This window comes from Rhodococcus sp. IEGM 1406, from assembly GCF_030056745.1.
Classification (GTDB): Bacteria; Actinomycetota; Actinomycetes; order Mycobacteriales; family Mycobacteriaceae; genus Rhodococcus_F; species Rhodococcus_F erythropolis.
In genome coordinates, this window is sequence record NZ_JASHKO010000002.1 from 299489 (window position 1) to 317132 (window position 17644).

General features: G+C 64.1%; 18 protein-coding genes. 1 reads left to right on the forward strand and 17 read right to left on the reverse strand.

The window, feature by feature from the left end; translation table 11 throughout:
• Positions 1–72: 72 nt before the first annotated feature.
• From tpiA to fmt, 16 genes are all read right to left on the reverse strand, one after another.
• Entirely contained in the window at positions 73–858 is a 786-nt protein-coding gene (gene tpiA, locus QM596_RS10665; protein WP_019748390.1) for a triose-phosphate isomerase, read from the reverse strand.
• 6 nt (positions 859–864) lie between these two features.
• The gene (locus tag QM596_RS10670; RefSeq protein ID WP_019748389.1) at positions 865–2076 is read right to left on the reverse strand and encodes a phosphoglycerate kinase; all 1212 of its coding nucleotides are present in this window, start codon (positions 2074–2076) and stop codon (positions 865–867) included.
• Between the two features lie 17 nt (positions 2077–2093).
• Positions 2094–3113, reverse strand: a complete 1020-nt coding sequence (gene gap / locus QM596_RS10675) for a type I glyceraldehyde-3-phosphate dehydrogenase (RefSeq protein ID WP_003944851.1) — start codon at positions 3111–3113, stop codon at positions 2094–2096.
• Positions 3114–3271: 158 nt separating this feature from the next.
• The gene (gene whiA, locus QM596_RS10680) at positions 3272–4249 is read right to left on the reverse strand and encodes a DNA-binding protein WhiA (RefSeq protein WP_021344225.1); all 978 of its coding nucleotides are present in this window, start codon (positions 4247–4249) and stop codon (positions 3272–3274) included.
• Positions 4246–5310, reverse strand: a complete 1065-nt coding sequence (locus QM596_RS10685; protein ID WP_019748388.1) for a gluconeogenesis factor YvcK family protein — start codon at positions 5308–5310, stop codon at positions 4246–4248. The genes whiA and QM596_RS10685 overlap by 4 nt, the downstream gene beginning before the upstream one ends.
• Positions 5307–6206, reverse strand: coding sequence for an RNase adapter RapZ (gene rapZ, locus QM596_RS10690; protein ID WP_003944872.1), 900 nt, complete (start codon positions 6204–6206; stop codon positions 5307–5309). Before rapZ ends, QM596_RS10685 begins: the two co-directional genes overlap by 4 nt.
• The gene (gene uvrC / locus QM596_RS10695; RefSeq protein WP_019748387.1) at positions 6203–8395 is read right to left on the reverse strand and encodes an excinuclease ABC subunit UvrC; all 2193 of its coding nucleotides are present in this window, start codon (positions 8393–8395) and stop codon (positions 6203–6205) included. Before uvrC ends, rapZ begins: the two co-directional genes overlap by 4 nt.
• Positions 8396–8469: 74 nt before the next feature.
• A complete protein-coding gene (locus QM596_RS10700) occupies positions 8470–8943 on the reverse strand; it encodes a PH domain-containing protein (RefSeq protein WP_007727982.1) in 474 nt (157 codons plus the stop codon).
• Entirely contained in the window at positions 8940–9437 is a 498-nt protein-coding gene (gene ribH, locus QM596_RS10705) for a 6,7-dimethyl-8-ribityllumazine synthase (RefSeq protein WP_003944999.1), read from the reverse strand. The genes QM596_RS10700 and ribH overlap by 4 nt, the downstream gene beginning before the upstream one ends.
• Positions 9434–10708: a bifunctional 3,4-dihydroxy-2-butanone-4-phosphate synthase/GTP cyclohydrolase II gene (locus QM596_RS10710; protein ID WP_003944833.1), complete on the reverse strand. Its 1275-nt coding sequence runs from the start codon at positions 10706–10708 to the stop codon at positions 9434–9436. Before QM596_RS10710 ends, ribH begins: the two co-directional genes overlap by 4 nt.
• Before the next feature lie 110 nt (positions 10709–10818).
• The gene (locus tag QM596_RS10715) at positions 10819–11427 is read right to left on the reverse strand and encodes a riboflavin synthase (protein WP_003944892.1); all 609 of its coding nucleotides are present in this window, start codon (positions 11425–11427) and stop codon (positions 10819–10821) included.
• 5 nt (positions 11428–11432) lie between these two features.
• Entirely contained in the window at positions 11433–12485 is a 1053-nt protein-coding gene (gene ribD, locus QM596_RS10720) for a bifunctional diaminohydroxyphosphoribosylaminopyrimidine deaminase/5-amino-6-(5-phosphoribosylamino)uracil reductase RibD (RefSeq protein WP_019748385.1), read from the reverse strand.
• An 8-nt stretch (positions 12486–12493) separates the two neighbouring features.
• Positions 12494–13177, reverse strand: coding sequence for a ribulose-phosphate 3-epimerase (gene rpe, locus QM596_RS10725; RefSeq protein ID WP_019748384.1), 684 nt, complete (start codon positions 13175–13177; stop codon positions 12494–12496).
• A gap of 64 nt (positions 13178–13241) precedes the next feature.
• Positions 13242–13589, reverse strand: coding sequence for an MmcQ/YjbR family DNA-binding protein (locus QM596_RS10730; protein WP_019748383.1), 348 nt, complete (start codon positions 13587–13589; stop codon positions 13242–13244).
• A 40-nt stretch (positions 13590–13629) separates the two neighbouring features.
• Positions 13630–15078 (reverse strand): RsmB/NOP family class I SAM-dependent RNA methyltransferase, encoded by a 1449-nt coding sequence (locus tag QM596_RS10735; protein ID WP_019748382.1) that lies wholly within the window; start codon positions 15076–15078, stop codon positions 13630–13632.
• Positions 15075–15998 carry a methionyl-tRNA formyltransferase gene (gene fmt / locus QM596_RS10740; RefSeq protein ID WP_019748381.1) on the reverse strand — a complete coding sequence of 308 codons (924 nt, stop codon included), beginning with the start codon at positions 15996–15998 and terminating at the stop codon, positions 15075–15077. Before fmt ends, QM596_RS10735 begins: the two co-directional genes overlap by 4 nt.
• 288 nt (positions 15999–16286) lie before the next feature.
• Between fmt and QM596_RS10745 the strand changes: the two genes are divergently transcribed.
• Positions 16287–16493, forward strand: a complete 207-nt coding sequence (locus tag QM596_RS10745; protein WP_003944900.1) for a hypothetical protein — start codon at positions 16287–16289, stop codon at positions 16491–16493.
• 57 nt (positions 16494–16550) lie between these two features.
• Here the strand turns inward: QM596_RS10745 and QM596_RS10750 are convergent, their stop codons facing one another.
• Positions 16551–17570, reverse strand: a complete 1020-nt coding sequence (locus tag QM596_RS10750; protein WP_133728044.1) for an esterase/lipase family protein — start codon at positions 17568–17570, stop codon at positions 16551–16553.
• Positions 17571–17644 lie beyond the last annotated feature (74 nt).

Genomic DNA, 17644 nt, shown 5'->3' on the forward strand with positions numbered 1-17644 from the left:
AGTTCAGTGTCATGCAGTTCAGTGTCATGCAGTGACAGTGTCCTGCAGTTTCCAGCTCACTACCCGATCACATCACGGGAGTGGACCGCCTGCAGCGATCGCAGACAGTGTCGCGAACTCGTCAGCCTTGAGCGACGCGCCGCCGACCAGAGCGCCGTCGACGTCAGTCTGGCCGACGATCTCTCCGACGTTCTTGGAGCTGACGCTGCCGCCGTACAGAACGCGAACGCCGGCTGCGACCTCGGCGTCGGCAAGTTCGGCAACTGTTGCTCGTACCGCAGCGCACACTTCCTGTGCATCGGCGGCAGAAGCGACCCGGCCGGTGCCGATGGCCCAAACAGGTTCGTACGCGATGACGATCTTGGAGATCTCCTCCGCGCTCAGGCCCGCCAATGAACCCTTGAGCTGGTCGACGTTGTAGGCAACGTGATCGCCCGCTTCGCGGATCTCGAGGCCTTCACCGATGCACACGATCGGCGTGAGGCCGTTCTTGAGAGCGGCCTTGGTCTTGGCGAGGACGGTCTCGTTGGTCTCACCGTGAAGGGTGCGACGCTCCGAGTGGCCGACCACGACGAAGGTGCATCCGAGCTTGGCCAGCATGGAGCCGCTGATCTCACCCGTGAACGCACCCGAGTCCTGAGCCGAGACATCCTGCGCGCCGTACGTGAGGAGGAGCTTGTCGCCCTCGATCAGCGTCTGGACGCTACGGATGTCGGTGAACGGCGGGATGACCGTGACGTCCACTTTGTCGAAGTACTTCGCAGGCAAGGAGAAAGCGATCTTCTGCACCAGGGCGATAGCCTCGAGGTGGTTCAGATTCATCTTCCAGTTGCCGGCGATCAACGGCTTACGTGCCATGTCGGGTCAGCCTTCCAGTACTGCGATGCCAGGCAGCTCTTTGCCCTCGAGGTACTCGAGGGAAGCGCCACCACCGGTGGAAATGTGCGAGAAGCCCTCGTCCGGGATACCGAGCTGACGAACGGCTGCTGCAGAGTCGCCGCCACCGACGACGCTGAAGGCGCCCTTCTCGGTTGCCTCCACGATTGCCTCGGCGACACCGCGGGTGCCTGCCTCGAACTTCGGGAACTCGAACACGCCCATCGGGCCGTTCCAGAACACCGTCTTGGCGCCGGTCAGGATCGCGGCAAAGCGCTTGACCGACTCCGGTCCGATGTCCAGTCCCATCCAGCCGTCGGGAATCTTGTCGAACGGAACGATCTTCGACTCGGCATCGGCCGAGAAGGAGTCCGCGACGACAACATCCTGAGGGATGTGGATGACGTCGGCGTACCGGTCGAGGAGACCCTTGCAGGTCTCGATCATGGACTCTTCGCACAGCGAATTGCCCACGGAGACACCCTGAGCCGCGAGGAACGTGTAGAACATTCCGCCGCCGATCACCAGAGTGTCGACCTTCGGTGCCAGTGCCTCGATGACGGCCAGCTTGTCCGAGACCTTCGAGCCACCGAGCACCACCGCGTACGGACGCGCAGCGTCCTGCGTGAGCTTGGCGAGCACCTCGACCTCGGCGCCGACCAGGTAACCGGCGTAATGCGGGAGCAGCTTCGCGACGTCGAAGACCGACGCCTGCTTACGGTGAACAACACCGAATCCGTCGGAGACGAATGCGCCGTCGTCACCGACCAGCTCGACGAGAGCCTTGGCGAGCTTGACCCGCTCGGCTTCGTCCTTGCTGGTCTCGCGAGGGTCGAAACGGATGTTCTCGAGCATCAGGACGTCACCATCGGTGAGTCCTTCGGAACGAGCCAGCGCGTCCTGTCCCACGACGTCACCGGCGAGTTGCACGTTGCGACCGAGGATTTCGGCCAACTTCGCAGCAACCGGTGCGAGGGAGAACTTGGGATCGGGCTGACCGTCGGGGCGCCCGAGGTGCGCGGTCACGATGACCTTCGCTCCACCCTCGGCAAGTGCCCGCAGGGTGGGAGCGGACGCGACGATGCGGCCCGGGTCCGTGATTTCTCCGCCATCCAACGGGACGTTGAGGTCGGAACGCACCAGTACGGTGCGCCCCTCGACCCCAGCGTCCAGCAGATCCTTCAGCGTCTGAACTGCCACTGTTATCGAAACTCCGCTCAGAGAGACTTGGCGACGAGGCCGATGAGGTCGGCGAGGCGGTTGGAGTAGCCCCACTCGTTGTCGTACCAGGAAACGATCTTGACCTGGTCGTCGATGACCTTCGTCAGACCCGAGTCGAAGATCGACGAGTGCGGGTCGGTGACGATGTCCGAGGAGACGATCGGTGCGTCGGTGTACTTCAGGATGCCCTTGAGGGGTCCTTCGGCAGCGGCCTTCATCGCGGCGTTGATCTCGTCGGCGGTAGCCGACTTCTTCAGGTTCGCGGTGAGGTCGGTGACCGAGCCCGTGGGGATCGGCACGCGCAGTGCGTAGCCGTCGAGCTTGCCGAGCAGCTGCGGGAGAACCAGGCCGATTGCCTTGGCTGCACCGGTGCCGGTGGGAACGATGTTGAGGGCAGCTGCGCGGGCGCGACGGAGGTCTGCGTGCGGAGCGTCCTGCAGGTTCTGATCCTGGGTGTACGCGTGGATCGTGGTCATCAGACCCTTGACGATGCCGAACTCGTCGTCGAGAACCTTGGCGATGGGGCCGAGGCAGTTGGTGGTGCACGACGCGTTGGAGATGATGTTCTGGCTGCCGTCGTACTTGTCGTCGTTGACGCCCATGACGATGGTGATGTCTTCACCCTTGGCCGGAGCCGAGATGATGACCTTCTTGGCGCCGGCTTCGAGGTGTCCCTTGGCCTTTGCGGCGTCGGTGAAGATGCCGGTGGACTCGACGACGACGTCGACGCCCAGCTCGCCCCAGGGAAGCTCGTTCAACGGGCCGCGGTGTGCGAGGGCCTTGATGCGCTGATCGCCGACGACGATCGTGTCGTCACCGTCGAGCGACACGTCGTACGGCAAACGGCCGAGGATGGAGTCGTACTTCAGCAGGTGAGCGAGCGTCGCGTTGTCAGTCAGGTCGTTGACTGCCACGATCTCGATATCGGTGGTTCCGAGCGCCTTCTGCGCATCCACCGCCCTGAAGAAGTTACGTCCGATACGGCCGAAACCGTTTACGCCAACCCGGACAGTCACAATTCGCTCCTTTGACCATGATTCTGGTGTGCAACTTGACCCACGCATACTCCGAATCCGTGTGTGCACGACGCGGACGTGGGGTTCATCGGTCGATGTGACTCATACCCTAATGCGCGTGGCCCGAACGTGCGCAGCCCACCCTGACGGAGGGCAGGTCACCCCTCTTCGAGTAGCTCCACATTCACTGCGGATTCGGTGTCGGGTATGCCCGTTTCCTTCGCCTTGCGATCAGCCATGGACAGCAGGCGACGGATACGTCCGGCAACGGCGTCCTTGGTCATCGGCGGGTCGGCCAACTGGCCGAGTTCTTCGAGGGACGCCTGCCGATGCTCAACGCGCAGTGCGCCCGCCGCCGCGAGGTGATCGGGCACGTCCTCGCCGAGGATCTCCAACGCACGCTCGACGCGCGCAGCAGCCGCAACGGCAGCGCGAGCAGAGCGTCGCAGGTTTGCGTCGTCGAAATTGGCGAGACGATTGGCGGTGGCGCGGACCTCGCGTCGCATCCGTCGCTCCTCCCACACCAGGCGTGTGTCCTGGGCTCCCATTCGGGTCAGGAGATCGCCGATGGCCTCACCGTCGCGGATCACCACACGATCCGTTCCGCGAACCTCACGTGCCTTCGCCGAGATCCCCAAACGCCGCGCAGCTCCGACCAGAGCAAGTGCAGCTTCCGGGCCGGGGCAGCTCACTTCGAGCGCCGACGAACGGCCGGGTTCGGTCAGGGAACCGTGCGCGAGGAACGCACCGCGCCAAGCTGCTTCGGCGTCGCCGACACTTCCGCCGACGACCTGCGCAGGCAAGCCGCGAACCGGGCGCCCGCGAAGATCGAGCAGTCCCGTCTGGCGCGCGAGGGCCTCACCCTCCTTCGCCACACGCACGATGTAGCGAGCGGATTTTCGAAGCCCGCCCGCACTGAGTACGTGAACATCGGCACTGTAGGTGAACAGGTCGAAAATCTCCCGGCGCAGACGTCGCGCCGTAGAGCCCAGATCCACCTCTGCTTCGACGACCACCCGGCCGCCGACGATGTGGAGCCCACCGGCAAAGCGCAGCAACGCGGAGACCTCTGCCTTGCGGCAGCTGACCTGAGTCACCACTAACCGGCTCAGTTCGTCCTTGACCTCCGCTGTCATTGCCACGAAGCGTTCTCCCTCTGTTCTTCGGATTGCTGTTCTTGCAGGGAAGACTGTGTCGAATCCCCTACTGCCGCACTGCTCGACAGTTCAGCCAGTACATCGGCCAGTTTTGCCGGATCGTGTACATGCGCTGCGCCCGGTGAGGTGTCCGCGACATCCGCGTACCTGACTTCGGCTGAAAATTGATCCGCCGCACGCTGCAGATGTTCACGTTCACGCCCGGCCGGTACCGACGCCGAGTCGACCACCACGTAGTCGACCCGAAAATCGGGCACGTGTTGGGAGAGTACGTGCAGGTGACGCTCTGCGGAGAATCCGGCGGTCTCCCCCGGCTCGGGTGCGAGATTGAGCACCAGCACCTTTCGAGCATTCGTCGACGACAGTGATTCGACAAGTTCGGGTACCAGTACGTGCGGGATCACGCTCGAGAACCACGATCCCGGGCCGAGAACCACGAGATCGGCACGATCGATCGCAGTCACAGCCTCGGGACACGCGGGCGGATTGGACGGGAGCAGTCTCACACGCCGAACCTTGCCCGGCGTGGTCGCGACGGCGACCTGTCCACGAATGCAGCGGCTGACGCGTGGGTCCTCTTCGAGTCCTTGAACGTCGGCTTCGATCTCGAGCGCGATCGGCGACATCGGCAGCACGCGGCCACGGATTCGCAGCAGTCGCGCCATCTCGTCGAGCGCGACGACCGGATCGCCGAGCACCTCGGTGAGTCCGGCCAGGATGAGATTGCCCACCGAGTGCCCGGCAAGTGCGCCGACACCGCCGAAGCGATGCTGAATGGTCCGAGTCCAGTCGACTATCTCGGGTTCGTCCGACGCGAGAGCCGCGAGCGCCATCCGGAGGTCACCGGGCGGGATGACGCCGAGTTCGGCGCGCAGCCGGCCCGACGAACCACCGTCGTCGGCGACCGTGACCACTGCGGTGACGTCGACCGTCAGGCGTCTGACGGCCTGGAGCGTGGCGAACAATCCGTGCCCGCCGCCGAGCGCGACGATGGCCGGCCCATCTGGCTTCTCCCGCGAGCTATGTGTCGGTTCACTCATTCGCGCCCCAGATCCCGGTGCACGATGCTGACCGAGATGTCGTCCTCGGAACCCAAACGCCTCGCGAGAGCTTCGGACATGGCCACGCTTCGGTGCTTACCGCCGGTACACCCGACCGCAATTGTCATGTAGCGCTTTCCTTCTCGCCGATATCCGGCGATCGTCAAATCGACCAGATGTCGGTAGGTGTCTAGGTAGTCTTCCGCACCCTCGCGGGACAACACGTAGTCGCGGACGTCGGCATCCTGACCGGTGTGCGGGCGAAGTTCAGGGATCCAGTGGGGATTGGGCAGGAATCGAACGTCACAGACGAGATCGGCGTCCATCGGCAGGCCGTACTTGAATCCGAACGACTGGACCGTCACCTTCATCGTGCGGTTGGCATCGTTCCCGAACGCCGTTTCGATCTTCTGACGCAACTGATGTGCCTTCAGCGCCGACGTGTCGATGACCAGATCGGCGGCCGCCTTCACCACGGCCAACTGCCGACGCTCGGCTGCGATCCCTTCGGACAACGTGCCGTCGATGCCGTCGTTCTGCAACGGATGACTGCGGCGAACCTGTTCGAACCGTCGGATCAACACGTCGTCGGACGCTTCGAGGTACAGCACCCGAGTGTGGATCGGCTCCGCCTCGAGTTCGGTGAGCACCCACCCGAGATCGCCGGTGAAGAGTCGACTCCGCACGTCGATCACGACGGCGAGACGATCGACCGGCGGATCGGAGGTCAAGCTCAGACCGACCATCCGGGAAATGAGCTCAGGTGGCAAATTGTCCGCGACATACCAGCCGAGGTCTTCGAGCACCTTGGCAGCGGTACTCAAACCGGCTCCGGACAATCCCGTCACCAGCAGGAAATCCATCGTTCGACTGTCTTTGGCGCTGTCGGTAGTCACTGTGCACTCGGCCCCGTCGTCGGCATGGACAATTCTCGCGACTCGGAGCCCTCGTCACCGCTACCGGATTCGGCGCTTGGCGCGTCAGCAGAGGTAACAGACGATTCGGATTCCTTGTCCAGCTCATCATCCCCTACCGCGGCTGGCAGCGCTCGAGCTTCAGCACCCGCATCGGCTGCAGCCGAATCCGTGCCGAGTGCGGCCAGAACTGCTGTGGCTGTGGTCTCACCGATACCGGGGACCTGCATGATCTCCTCGACCGTTGCCGTTTTCAGCTTCGCCACGGAACCGAAGTGAGCCACCAGAGCAGTACGGCGAGTTTCACCGAGCCCCTTGACCGAGTCCAGAGCCGAAGCCGTCATCCGCCTCGAGCGCTTGCTGCGATGGAACGTGATCGCGAAGCGGTGGGCTTCGTCTCGGATGCGTTGCAGGAGGTACAACGACTCGCTCGTTCGGGGAAGGATGACCGGATCTTCTTCCCCCGGTACCCACACCTCTTCGAGTCGCTTGGCCAAGCCGACTACCGCGACGTCGGTGACCCCCAGCTCGTCGAGGACCGCCGCTGCGGCCGTGACCTGGGGGGCGCCGCCGTCCACGACGAACAGATTGGGTGGATAGGCGAACCGCCGAGGCCGGCCCGTCGCCGGGTCGATCGCCGCTTCGGGAGCCAGATCCCCACCGTCCGCGTCCATGGTCGACGCCGACGCAGCGAGAATGCCCAGGTCGCGGTTGTGTCGCAGGAACCGCCTGCGAGTGATCTCGGCGATACTCGCCACGTCGTCGGAATGACCGTCGCCGGCAGCTTCCTTGATCGCGTAATGGCGGTAGTCCGACTTACGCGGGAGCCCGTCTTCGAACACGACCAGTGACGCCACGACGTCGGTTCCCTGGACGTGACTGATGTCGATGCATTCGATTCGTAGCGGAGCCGAGTCCAGGTCCAGTGCTTCCTGGATGCCCTGAAGCGCCGCAGAACGCGAGGTGAAATCGCCGGCGCGCTTGAGCTTGTGCTGCGCCAGAGCCTCTTTCGCGTTTCGCTGGACCGTTTCGGCGAGGTCTTTCTTGTCGCCGCGTTGCGGAACCCGCAGTTGCACTTGCGATCCCCGAAGCTTGCTCAGCCACGCCTGGATCTCGGTCGCGTTGGCAGGCAGGACCGGCACGAGAACTTCCTTGGGAACGGCGCTGATCCCGGCCTCGGAGCCCGCTCCCGGGTCGAGTGCCGCCTGCTCACCGTAGAACTGGGTGAGGAACTGCTCGACCAGGATCGGCAGGTCGGACTCGGCGTCGAGTGCGGCCCAGTCGATGGCATCGCCTGCCTTCTCCACGACCCATCCACGCTGACCCCGCACGCGTCCGCCGCGCACGTGGAACACCTGAACGGCGGCTTCGAGATCATCGGTGGCAAAGGCTACGAGATCGGCGTCGGTGCCGTCACCGAGTACGACGGCCTGCTTCTCGAGCGCCTTGCGCAAAGCCCCGATATCGTCACGCAGACGGGCTGCAGTCTCGAAATCGAGGTCCTCGGAAGCCTGCTGCATGCGCTTTTCGAGATCTTTGACCAGCTTGTCCGTGCGGCCGGCGAGGAAGTCGCAGAAATCTTCGACGATCTGACGATGCTCCTCGGCGCTGACTCGTCCGACGCAGGGCGCCGAGCACTTGTCGATGTAACCGAGCAGACACGGCCGGCCGATCTGGTTGTGTCGTTTGAAGACTCCGGACGAGCACGTTCGTGCGGGAAACACTCGCAGCAGCAGATCGAGTGTTTCGCGAATCGCCCAGGCATGCGAGTAGGGACCGAAGTAGCGGACGCCCTTGCGCCGCGGACCGCGGTAGACGAACAGCCGCGGGAACTCTTCGTTGAGCGTCACGGCGAGAACCGGATACGTCTTGTCGTCGCGGTACCGCACGTTGAACCGCGGATCGAATTCCTTGATCCAGTTGTACTCGAGCTGAAGCGCTTCGACTTCGGTACTGACGACGGTCCACTCGACGCTGCCGGCGGTGGTCACCATCTGCCGAGTACGGGGATGAAGTGTCGTGACGTCCGCGAAGTACGAGTTCAAACGTGAACGGAGGCTTTTCGCCTTTCCGACGTAAATGACCCGACCATGCGGATCGCGAAATTTGTAGACGCCCGGCGCAGCCGGAATGGTTCCGGTAGCGGGGCGGTAAGTCGAGGGATCCGGCACGGTTTCAGGTTAGTCGCCGCCACCGACCGACTCGGAAACGCGCAGGATGCGGGCACCGAACCGGTCGGAAGACGTCAGTTGCTCTTGTGCGCGACCGGTGCGTAGCGGTCGGCCAGTTCGCGGAACTTGCCGACCGTGTCGACGGCGTACTCACGGTCGTTGGACTGGATCGCCATCACTGCCATGTACTCGTCGTCGGGCAATTCGATGCGTGCCCAGGCGGCGCCGTCGGGGAACGAGAGTCCCTCGAACAGATCCCAGTCGACGATCTTCTCGCCCAAGATGTTTCGTACGGCGATTCCCTGCTTGCCCACCTTGACCCGGGGCCGCGTCAACATCAGTACACCGAGAGCCAGAATGGTGCCGATGCCTGCCATCGCAAGTTGGTCCGCGGCTCGGAAGTACACGCCGGTGGACCCCTGGCGGAGCAGGAGTGCAAGTGTGACGTGAACGATCACCAGGAGGACAGCAACTCCGATCGCGTATCGCGTCGACTTACGCGGTGACGCAATCAGTTCCCAGTTCTCGTTGTCGCCGGGTGTACTCATCGAAACGAATCCTCGGTCCATGGTGCTCGGAGATGGCGCAGGGTCACTGCGGTGTCCAGTGCGGCGGCGCAGGCCTGTGCGCCCTTGTCCTCGACGCTACCCGGCAGCCCCGAACGGTCAAGAGCCTGCTGCTCGGTGTCGGTGGTCAGGACACCGTTCCCCACGGGAGTGCTTTCGTCGAGTGAGACGCGTGTAAGGCCCGCGGTGACCGCGTCGCACACGTACTCGAAGTGCGGCGTGCCGCCGCGGATGACAACACCGAGTGCGACGACGGCGTCGTGCGTGCGCGCCAATGCCTGCGCAACGACCGGCAGTTCGATCGCACCGGCGACACGGACCAGTGTCACGTCCTTGATCTGTGCCTCCTGCGCGACGCGCTGCGCGCCGGCGATCAGAGCCTCGGAGATCGTCGCGTGCCACTGCCCGGCAACGATCGCCAGCTTCAGATCCTTGGCCTCGGCGATCGCGAGCTGCGGCTGACCTTCGCCGCTCACAGTGCGGTTCCCGGCTGTGCGGTGTTCTGGTTCGCCTCGTACTCGTCCAGTCCGATCAGATCGTGACCCATCCGATCTCGCTTGGTGCGCAGGTAGGTGAGGTTCTCCGCATTCGCGCGCAGCGGCATCGGAACGCGATCGGTGATCTGCAGGCCGTAGCCGTCCAGACCCACACGCTTGGCCGGGTTGTTGGTCAGCAGACGCATCGACGAGATCCCCAGATCGACGAGGATCTGCGCACCGATGCCGTAGTCGCGGGCGTCCGCCGGTAGCCCGAGTTCGAGATTGGCGTCGACTGTGTCGGAACCGGCGTCCTGGAGCTGGTAGGCCTGCAGCTTGTGCATGAGGCCGATGCCACGACCCTCGTGTCCGCGCATGTACAGGACAACGCCGCGGCCTTCCTGGGCGACCATGTCCAGTGCGGCGTCGAGCTGTGGGCCGCAATCGCACCGCAGCGAACCGAAGACGTCGCCGGTGAGGCACTCGGAGTGAACGCGGACGAGTACGTCGCTACCGTCTCCGTCGGGGCCTGCGATGTCGCCGCGCACCAGCGCAACGTGCTCGACCTCGTCGTAGATGCTGGTGTAGCCGACAGCGGTGAACTCACCGTGGCGGGTGGGGATGCGGGCCTCGGCGATGCGCAGTACGTGCTTCTCGTGCTTGCGACGCCATGCGATGAGGTCCGCGATCGAGATCAGAGCAAGGTTGTGTTCGTCGGCGAAGACTCGCAACTCGTCGGTCTGAGCCATCGCGCCTTCGTCCTTCTGGCTGACGATTTCGCAGATGACGCCGGCGGGACGCAGGTCCGCCATGCGGGCGAGGTCGACTGCAGCTTCCGTGTGGCCCGGACGACGCAGCACTCCGCCTTCCTTCGCGCGGAGCGGAACGACGTGGCCGGGACGAGTGAAATCGTTGGCACCGGATTCGGGGTTTGCGAGCAGACGCATCGTCGCAGCGCGGTCCGATGCCGAGATGCCGGTACCGATTCCTTCGCGGGCGTCGACGGTCACGGTGTAGGCGGTGCCGTGCTTGTCCTGGTTGGTGGCGTACATCGGGGGCAGGCCCAGCCGATCGCAATCGTCACCGTCGAGCGGCACGCACAGGTAGCCGGAGGTGTACCTGACCATGAACGCCACCAGTTCCGGGGTGGCTTTCTCGGCGGCGAAGATGAGGTCGCCCTCGTTCTCGCGATCCTCGTCGTCCACGACGACAACAGCTTTACCTGCAGCGATATCTGCTACTGCGCGCTCGATACTGTCGAACCTGGTCACGTGCTCGCACTCCAAAGTCTTGACTTTTAACATCATCGAATACAACAAGTGCATCCGACGGATGCACTGACAACCCTACGACCAATCGGACGGGTCCGATCAGCCTGGTCCTACCGACCGGCAGAGTGAAGCCGCTCGACGTACTTGGCGATCACGTCCACCTCGAGGTTGACCGGCGTACCGACCACAGCGGTTCCGAGCGTCGTCAACTCGAGCGTTGTCGGGATCAGCGAGATCTCGAAGTACTCGAACCCGCGGTCGCCACCCAGCGCGGAGACCGTCAGCGAGACTCCGTCGACAGTAATTGAACCCTTCTCCACCACGTATCGGGAAATGGAGTCCGGCAGTGCGATCCGCACTACCTCCCAGTTCTCGGAAGGCGAGCGGGAAATGACGTGGCCAGTTCCGTCGACGTGCCCTTGAACCAGGTGGCCGCCGAGTCGACTGTTCAGCGCCGCGGCGCGCTCGAGGTTGACGCGAGAGCCGACATCCAACTTCGCCAGGCTCGAGCGGTTCAGCGTTTCCTGCATGACGTCTGCGGTGAACGAACCGTCGGCAAGCACATCGACGACCGTCAGGCACACGCCGTTGACCGCGATCGAATCGCCGTGACCGGCGTCGGAGGTGACCAGTGGCCCGCGCACCGTGAAGCGTGCAGCATCGACCAGTTCTTCCTTGGCGACAATTTCGCCGAGTTCTTCCACAATTCCTGTGAACACGCGCCCTACTCCTCGTTCCCCGGAGCAGAACTCTCCGGAACCAGACTCAACAAAATATCGGGGCCGATCGTTACCGCGGACTCCAAACGGAATCGGTGAGCGTCGGTGATGGTGTGCACTCCGGCATCGACGAGCGCGGAAGCGCCCGCGCCGAGCAGTATCGGAGCGATGTACGCCTCGATGACGTCGACATATCCGGCGGCGAGGAATGCTCCGGCCAGACGGGGCCCACCCTCGAGCAGTACGTCTGTGTACTCCCCCAACGCCTCGACTACTTCGTCGATGTTGTCGGTGTTGAGCACCAAAGTCGGTGCGGTGTCATCGAGAACGCTTGCCGTCGAAGGTATTTCACGCTTTCCGACGACGACGCGTACGGGCTGATGCGCCGCGAGCTCACCGGTGGGCTGACGCGCCGTCAGCCACGGATCATCGGCGAACACGGTGCCGGTGCCGACCACGATCGCATCGATCTGCGCCCGCTGAGCATGCACGCGCGCCCTCGCCTGCGGACCGGTGATCCACTGACTCGTTCCGTCCTCGGCAGCGCTGCGTCCGTCCAGACTGGCCGCGTACTTCCACGTGATGTGCGGGCGACCGGTGCGCTGTTTGTGCAGCCAGGCTCGCAGTGGACCAGCTTCCACCTCGGGTGCCCGGAGTCCGGCCGTGACGCTGATTCCAGCGCGCATGAGCGTCGCTGCGCCGCCGGAAGCCTCGGGATTGGGATCACCGACTGCGTAGACGACCGCCGAGACTCCGGCATCGATCAATGCCTGCGAGCAGGGCCCGGTTCGCCCCTGGTGATTGCACGGTTCCAGTGTCACCACGGCCGTACCGCCACGCGCTGCATCGCCGGCCTCGTCGAGAGCCACGACCTCCGCGTGCGGTCCACCGGGCGGTTGCGTCATACCGACGCCAGCGATGGTGCCGTCGGCGGCGAGGATAACAGCGCCGACCGGCGGGTTGGGGCTGGTGAATCCGCGCGCAGAATCCGCTGCGGCCAGCGCGATCTGCATCGCGGCGTCAAGATCAGCCGTCGACGCCTGTCCACCCTTTGCCATCGAGCGGCTCAGACCGACAGCGTCAGGTGCGGCGACGCCGAGGCGGCCTGCGCGCGGAGCTTGCGCACCGCCTCACCGGGATCACTCGCTCCGTACACCGCCGAACCGGCGACGAAGCAGTCGATCCCTGCTTCAGCGGCCTGCTCGATCGTGGAAGCGTTGATGCCGCCGTCGATTTCGACGAGGAGCGTCAGCTCACCCGAGTCGACGAGCTTGCGAACTGCGCGTGCCTTGTCGAGCACCTGAGGCATGAACGACTGACCACCGAATCCGGGTTCGACGCTCATGATCAAGAGGGTGTCGAAGTCCTTGAGGATTTCCAGGTAGTCGTCGATCGGGGTTCCAGGCTTGATGCTCAGCCCTGCCTTGGCACCAGCTGCACGAATATCGCGGGCAACCGAACGCGGGTCGTCGGTGGCCTCGGCGTGGAACGTGACGTTGTACGCACCGGCCTCGGCGTACGGCGGCGCCCAGCGCTCCGGATTCTCGATCATGAGATGGCAGTCGAGAGGAATGTCCGTCGCCTTCAGCAGACTCTCGACCACCGGCAGACCCAGCGTGAGATTGGGAACAAAATGCGCGTCCATCACGTCGACGTGAAGCCAGTCGGAGCCGGACACGGCAGTCGCTTCATCGGCGAGTCGAGCAAAATCTGCGGACAAAATGGACGGTGCAATCATCGGGGAAGCCACGCCGCCGAGTTTAGCTGTGACTCATCGCCGACCGTGCATGCACATCGGAGCCGGTGAAATCCGATCAGTTCTTGACGACGGTGCGGAGCTTTCGCACCTTGGCGGGCGCCTTGATCCGCCACGCATCTTCGAGCATCTCGCCCAACTGCACCTCGTCGATCAGTTCGAGGTGCACGAGGATCGATCCGTGCCCGTGATAGTGATCTGTGGTGAAGAAAGCCGCCTCGCCACTGGCGAGTAGCGCCTCCTTCTCGTCCAGACCGCACATCACGACCAAAGCGCCCTCCGCTTCGGTGCGGAGCCGCGCAAAAGTTTTACCTGCCACCTTGAGTGCCGGGGTGTTGTACGAGGTCGACTCTTCCACGGAGGGAAGAGCCGAACCCAGTACTACAACCTGTTCCCACGTAACCATGTAGGCACCATACGACTACCGATGCCCAGAAGTCATCCGATCAGGCCAGCGGCTTGCGCAAAGCGGCCATGAACATAGCGTCCGTGCCGTGTCGATGCGGCCACAACTGAACCGACGATCCGTCTCCGACGTCCGGGACACCTGGCACCAATTCCTTGGTGTCGAGTTCCACGACGCCATGACGCCGCACCGCATCGGCGACCACTGCCAGCGTTTCCGACAAGTGCGGCGAGCACGTGGAGTACAGCACCACTCCGCCGGGGCGAACCAGTTCGATTGCGGCAGCAAGCAATTCACGCTGCAACTTCACGAGCGGAGCCACATCGGACGGCTGGCGACGCCAACGTGCCTCCGGGCGCCGACGCAGCGCACCCAACCCGGTGCAGGGAGCGTCGACGAGGATGCGGTCGTATCCGGGTTCGAGCCCGGATTCGCGGCCGTCCGCCACGTGTACGTCCACGGGAAGCTCGCGAGTGGTCTTGCGAATCAACTCGGCACGGTGTTCGACCGGCTCGACGGCGTCGAGTCGACCACCTTCGATGCCGGCAAGAGCACCGAGAAGTGCCGCTTTTCCTCCTGGACCTGCGCAGAGATCGAGCCAGCGTCCGGAGTCTTCACCTTCGAGAGGAGCAATGCTGAGGGCGCGGGCAACCAGCTGACTGCCCTCGTCCTGCACTCCTGCCAGGCCTTGGCGGACCGCCTCGAGTTGTCCGGGGTCACCGCCGTCGAGATGCACGGCGTACGGCGAGTACGGCCCGATCTCGCCGCCGGTCACCAGTGCGAGCTCCTCGGCGGAGATCTCACCGGGGCGGGCGACGAGGTGCACGGCGGGGCGGGCGTCGTCGGCGATCAGGACGTCTTCGAGCTCTCCGGCTGCAGCGCCGAGCGAGTCGGCAAATACCTGCGCGATCCACAGGGGATGCGCGTGCTCGAAGGCGAGTCGGCCGACCGGGTCCTTCGGGGCTAGCAGCTCGACCCACTCGTCCTGGGTGCGTTCGGAAACACGGCGCAGGACCGCGTTGACGAATCCTGCTCGGCCCTGGCCGTTTTCGGCGCGAACGAGGTCGACCGAGGTGGCAACAGCAGCGTGCGGTGCGACACGAGTACGCAGTAGTTGGTACGAGCCGAGTCGGAGTACATCGAGCAGGGTTCCGTCGATCTCTTCGATCGGCCGACCCGCCGCATGCGCGATCACCGCATCCAGGAGGCCCTGAGCACGTGCCGCGCCGTACGCGAGTTCGGTCGCCAGCGCCGCATCGCGTGCGTCGAGTTTGCGGTCACGCAGGAGCCCGGGCAGAACCAGGTTCGCGTATGCGTCACGTTCACGGACCGCGCGCAGGACGTCGCGCGCAGCCAGGCGCGGCTGATCGAGCCCGGCGGTTGCCGGATCCGGCCGCTTGGCCTGCTTCGGCTTGGTGTTCTTGCCACCGGTTGCATTCTTGGCTCCGGGACCCTGTGTCCGCCGTGCCGGTCGTCGTGATTCGGTCACTGTGCTCGTACCTCCGCGTCGAGTCGGGCACCGCGTGCCCAGTCCCCTGCCGACATCAATTTCTTGCCCGGGGGCTGAATCTGCCCGAGTCGTACCGCGGTGGTCGCGGTACCGATGTACAGACCATCCTTGCGTACCGAGATCTCACCGACTGCCAGGGTCTCGTCCGTAACGGTGACCGGGCCGACCTTGACTCGAAGATCACCGATCATCGTCCAGGCCCCGGGTGCGGGTGTGACTGCTCGGATGTGCCGGTCCACCGTGCGAGCGGGCAATTCCCACCGCACGCGGGCCGCGTCCACAGTCACCTTGGGGGCGTACGAGACGCCGTCGGCAGACTGCGGAACCGCGTTGATCTCTCCGGCCTCCAGGCCGTCGAGTACCGATTCGAGCAGGGCAGCGCCGTTTTCCGCCAGACGCCCGAGCAGGTCGCCTGCCGTATCGGTGTCGCGAATCCGCTCGGTCATCACTCCGTACACGGGGCCGGTATCCATGCCGGCTTCCAAACGGAACGCACTGGCGCCCGTCACCTCGTCACCGGCACTGATCGCGGCCTGCACCGGCGCGGCGCCGCGCCACGCCGGAAGCAGCGAGAAATGCAGATTGACCCAACCGTGTTTCGGAATGTCGAGGACGTTCTGCGGCAACAGGTTTCCGTAGGCGACGACGGGTGCGCAGTCCGGTTCGAGGCGGGCGAGTTCGGCTGCGAAATCGGGATCGGACGCCTTGACCGGGGTCAGGACCGGGATGCCGTGCTCGTCGGCAAGCAGACCGATCGGCGAGCGGGTGACTTTGCGACCGCGGCCCGCCACAGCGTCCGGACGCGTGACGACGGCTACCACTTCGTGGTTGGCGGACTCGATGAGACGCCGCAGTGAAGGAACCGCGGGTTCGGGCGTTCCGGCGAACACGACGCGCATGTCAGCTCTCCCGTTTCGTTGGGCTCTTCGGACTCTGATCAGCCGATCGGCCTGTCGAACGCGGTGGACTGCAACTCACGAAAATGCTCCCGGATGTGTCGGTGGGTGGAACTGTCAGTCTAAGGACTGCGGGAGCTACGACCTACCTCGCGCCACACCGAACCACTTTCTCAGCAATTTCTTTGATCAGAACCCTGCAGATTCACCGGTCCTCGGTATTGACTGTCTCTGTCGTCGCCACTCGGCGGAGGCTGATACGGGATACACCGATCACACGGAGGAACTTAGATGGCAGGCATCGACAGTAAGTTCGACAAGGCCTACGCAGGAAAGTCCGTCGAAGAATTGGCGGACGCCCCGGTCGCGGCACTCAACGGCGTAAGCGATTCGGACGCAGAACATTTGAAGGCAGCGTTCAACATCAAGACCGTCCGCGACCTCGGAACGAACAAGTTCTTCCTGTGGGCGCAGGCCACTGCCAAGCTCGCCGAGTAAACATCCCGACCCACGTGGTCTCGGTGCTCACGAGTTAGCAGCTCACGAATTTGCAGCTCACGAATTTGCGTCGATGACCACTTGCGGAATATCCGTGCCGAGCGGCACCGCGCTGCACGAAGCGTGCCGCTCGGCATCGGGGTCGAGGACCGTCCGGATGACGTCGATCACGTAGGGGTCGTACGGCATGCGGAAGTGGCCGGTCAGGTTCGACGGGCACAGATCCTGGAGGACGATGTTTTCTGCACCGGCGTCGCGGAGCGCGATGTTCGAGGACGGCTGGATCATCTCGTCGACAGTGGACCCGATAGTCGTGTAGCGCACTCCGGGTACGGTGTCACCGCCGTCGTTGAGGGCGTTCAACGTATCCGACCCCTGCATCTGCTCGCGGACAGCTCGCGAAAAGACATCTTCGACAAAGTCTTCTCCGCCGGGGATCGCACGGACGATGGGAACCAACCCGAACATCACCCCGCCGTAGGTCGGCGAAGCCAAACCGACCCAATGATCGACGTAGGCGTCGCCGCCCATTTTGTTGACGTAGTACCGCGTCACCGTCGCGCCTTGGGAGTAGCCGATCACGTCGACCTTGTCCGCTCCGGTCGCGGTCAGCACCTGATCGACGAAAGAACCGAACGCGGTGGCACTACCGACTATGTCGCCGACGCCGTAAGTCTCGTGTGCGACGTCCCCGTCTTCTTCTTCGATCGCACCGCCGTAATTGAGGGCGAAGACGCAATAGCCGTCAGCTGCCAGTGCCGGCGACAGGGCCGCCCAATCCGCGTACGCCTCGGTGTCGGTTCCGTGGGCGAGTACAACCGGTCGGGGATGCGTGGCGGAAGGCTCACAGGCGAAATCGTTCGACCCGGCAGGTGCGGATCCTGGATGAGCATGCGCATATGCCGTGGCAACGGAACGAGTCGCCTGACCCGGACCGATGTCGAGAGGAACGTCCATCGCGTCGGCACTCGCAGACGGGAGCGTCGGTGCGGCAGCCGATATCGCCGGCGGTGCTCCGATCAGCAGCGCCACTGCTACCGAAAATGTCAGTCCCACAGACCGTTTGACGCCAGCCATTGTTCCTGCTCCTGCTCTGATCCTACGAGGGAGCTGACCGTAACACCAGAAACTTCGGGGCGCATACCCTACCG